Source organism: Ilumatobacter sp., assembly GCF_049588435.1.
In the GTDB taxonomy this organism is placed as follows: domain Bacteria; phylum Actinomycetota; class Acidimicrobiia; order Acidimicrobiales; family Ilumatobacteraceae; genus Ilumatobacter_A.
Genome location: NZ_JBAVYV010000138.1, coordinates 1 through 2,839 on the forward strand (window position 1 = coordinate 1; position 2,839 = coordinate 2,839).

The following is a 2,839-nucleotide window of genomic DNA, read 5'->3' on the forward strand; positions in this document are numbered from 1 at the left end:
ACGCCGGCTGCCGCGTCCCACACACCGGCCGAACTATGCGGCGCGCCGGGTCGGCGTCGCGCTTGGCGGAATCGTCGCTGCGATCTCGCTCGTGTCGGTGTTCGACGCGGTGCTCGCCGGTTTCGGCGCCAGCCAGGTGTTCGCCGACGACGCAGTGAGTGCGGCCCCCGGTGCCGTGCACGTCGCACGGGCGGGCGACTCGCTGTGGTCGATCGCCGACGAGCACCGTGGGCAAGTGGGTCGTGACGGTTACGTGCGTGCGTTGATCGAGCTCAACGGTTCGACCACGATCATCGTGGGCCAAGCGGTGGCGCTGCCCTGAACCTTTGCTGCCTCGACCGGTACGCTCCACGATGTGCAGTGCCCGTCATGTCGTGCTGACGAGTGCAGGGTGGTGGACTCTCGCGTGGCCGAGGAGGGCACGGCGATCCGGCGTCGCCGTCAGTGCCTCGCATGCTCCCATCGCTTCACCACCTTCGAACGCGTCGATCACGCGCCGCTGACCGTCGTCAAGTCGTCGGGTGACATCGAGCCGTTCGACCGGACGAAGGTCGTTGCCGGCCTCGCCGCCGCGACCAAGGGCCGAGCGGTCTCGGCCGACACGCTCGAGCGGATGGCGACGCACGTCGAAGACGTCGTGCGTCTGAACGGGAACGAGGTCTCGACCGCCGTGGTCGGGCTCACCGTTCTCGACGAGCTACGCGGCGTCGACGACGTCAGCTATCTGCGCTTCGCGAGCGTGTACAAGCACTTCGACGCCGCCGCCGACTTTCACCGTGAGCTCGAGCTCATGGAGAAGTCCGCTCCCCGCGCCGTCGCCAGCGACTGAACACGAACGACTCGTCGTCGACGAGCAACTGGGCGAGCTCGTACCGACGGGAGTGGTCCGCTCCGCCGTGGAACAGGCGCGGCCCCGATCCGTTCACCGTCGCAGGGGACGTCGTGATGTTGAGTTCGTCGAAGAGGTCCGCCTCGGCGATCGCTGCATTGAGCGTGGCGCCGCCCTCGACCTGGATGAACTCGACGTCGGGACGTACCTGGGGGATCGAGGCGAACGCCGCGCGTAGATCGACGTGATCGGTGCCGGCACGGATCACCTCGACGTCGCGCTCGATGCGCGCGTCGAGGCGGGCTGACTCGGACGTGATCAGGAACCCTGCTCCCGACGCGAACAGCGACGACGTCGGATCGATCGAACCGCTGCCGGTCACGACGCCGATCCGCTGTCCGGGCGTGCTGGGCTTGCCGTACCCCTCGCCACGCACCGTTCCCGCTCCGACGACGACGACCTGAGCGATCGAGCGGAGCTGGAGGAGAACGCCGGAGTCGTTGTCGCTCGACAGCCCGCCCGAGACCCCGTCGACGACGGTCGAGCCGTCGATCGATGCGACCATGCACAGGCCCACCCACGGGGCGTCGGTGTCGGACGCGAGCGACGTCGCGTAGGCCTCGCGCAACGTGACCGTGCCGGTGTTCGAATGGGGGATCACGCGGTGGAGGGGTGCCTGCATCACGGCTCAGGCTCGCAGATCTGGAAGCATTGCACCATGACCGACACCCGCACGGCGTTTCGCACCTGTCCCCTCTGCGAGGCCGGCTGCGGCCTCGAGATCACGGTGAAGCGTGACGATGACGGATCCGAACGGGTTCAACGGATCCGCGGCGACATGGACGACGTGTTCTCACACGGCTTCATCTGTCCCAAGGGATCGACGCTCAAACAACTGCACGAGGACCCCGACCGCCTGCGTTCACCGCTGATCAAGCGGAACGGGGAGCACGTGGAGGTCACGTGGGACGAGGCGTGGGACGAGATCGCCGCTCGCCTGCCGGATCTGATCGAGCGGCACGGGCGCGAATCGCTCGGCGTCTACATCGGCAATCCGACCGCGCACAGCCTGTCGGCGATGACGTTCTCGCGGGCGCTGTTGACCGGGCTCGGCACACGGGTTCGATTCAGTGCATCGACGGTCGATCAGATGCCCCGGCACGTGGCGGCCGGTCACGTGTTCGGCTCGCCGGTGGCGATTCCGGTACCCGACCTCGATCGCACCGATCATCTGCTCATTCTCGGGGCCAACCCCTACGCGTCGAACGGTTCGGTGTGCACGGCTCCCGACTTCCCGGGCCGGATCGAGGCGATTCAGGAGCGCGGTGGCAAGGTCGTCGTCGTCGATCCGCGCAGGTCACGGACCGCCGAGCAGGCCGATCAGTGGGTCAGCATTCGCCCGGGCACCGACGCACTCCTGCTCGCTGCCATCGCGAACGTGCTGGTCGAGGAGGGGCTCGCCGACGTGGGTGACCACGTCCGCAACCATGTCGTCGGCGTCGATCGCCTCGGCGAGGCACTCGGCCCGTTCACACCCGAGGCGATGGCGGCACCGACCGGTGTCGATGCCGCGACCATCCGCTCGATGGCTCGCGAGCTGGCGGCGGCGCCCACCGCCGCCGTGTACGGCCGTATCGGGACGACGACGACGGAGTTCGGCTCGACGGCGTCCTGGCTCGTCGACGTGGTCAACACCCTGTCGGGCAATCTGGACCGCGCCGGTGGCTCGATGTTCGCCACACCGGTCGCCGGGGGTGCCACCACCCGCGGGCGGACCGGGACCGGCAAGGGATTCCGGGTCGGGCGCGGGAGCTCGCGCGTGAGCGGCCATCCCGAGGTGATGGGTGAGTACCCGGTCGCGGCCATGGCGGAGGAGATCACCACCCCCGGTGACGGCCAGGTTCGCGGGCTGGTGATGCTCGCCGGCAACCCGGTGCTGTCGACGCCGAACAGCGAACAGCTCGCCGATGCGCTCGACGAACTCGAGTTCATGGTGTCGATCGACATGTA

The 2,839-nt window shown here is 68.4% G+C and carries 4 protein-coding genes; 3 read left to right on the forward strand and 1 reads right to left on the reverse strand.

What is annotated here, in order from left to right; all coding sequences use genetic code 11:
* Positions 1 to 322: LysM peptidoglycan-binding domain-containing protein (locus WBV89_RS05345; protein WP_423980304.1), on the forward strand; the 322-nt coding region annotated here is incomplete at its 5' end.
* Between the two features lie 33 nt (positions 323 to 355).
* On the forward strand, positions 356 to 829 hold the full coding sequence (gene nrdR / locus WBV89_RS05350; protein ID WP_423980305.1) for a transcriptional regulator NrdR: 474 nt from the start codon (positions 356 to 358) through the stop codon (positions 827 to 829).
* Here nrdR and WBV89_RS05355 read toward each other — a convergent pair.
* Entirely contained in the window at positions 789 to 1,511 is a 723-nt protein-coding gene (locus WBV89_RS05355; protein WP_423980306.1) for a dihydrofolate reductase family protein, read from the reverse strand. The genes nrdR and WBV89_RS05355 overlap by 41 nt on opposite strands.
* 36 nt (positions 1,512 to 1,547) lie before the next feature.
* Between WBV89_RS05355 and WBV89_RS05360 the strand changes: the two genes are divergently transcribed.
* The coding region (locus tag WBV89_RS05360) for a molybdopterin-dependent oxidoreductase (RefSeq protein ID WP_423980307.1) at positions 1,548 to 2,839 on the forward strand (1,292 nt) is incomplete at its 3' end.

Excerpts from the sequence above, each read along its gene's own strand:
- WBV89_RS05355 (WP_423980306.1), bottom strand. The coding sequence starts at position 1,511 with ATGCAGGCACCCCTCCACCGCGTGATCCCCCATTCGAACACCGGCACG.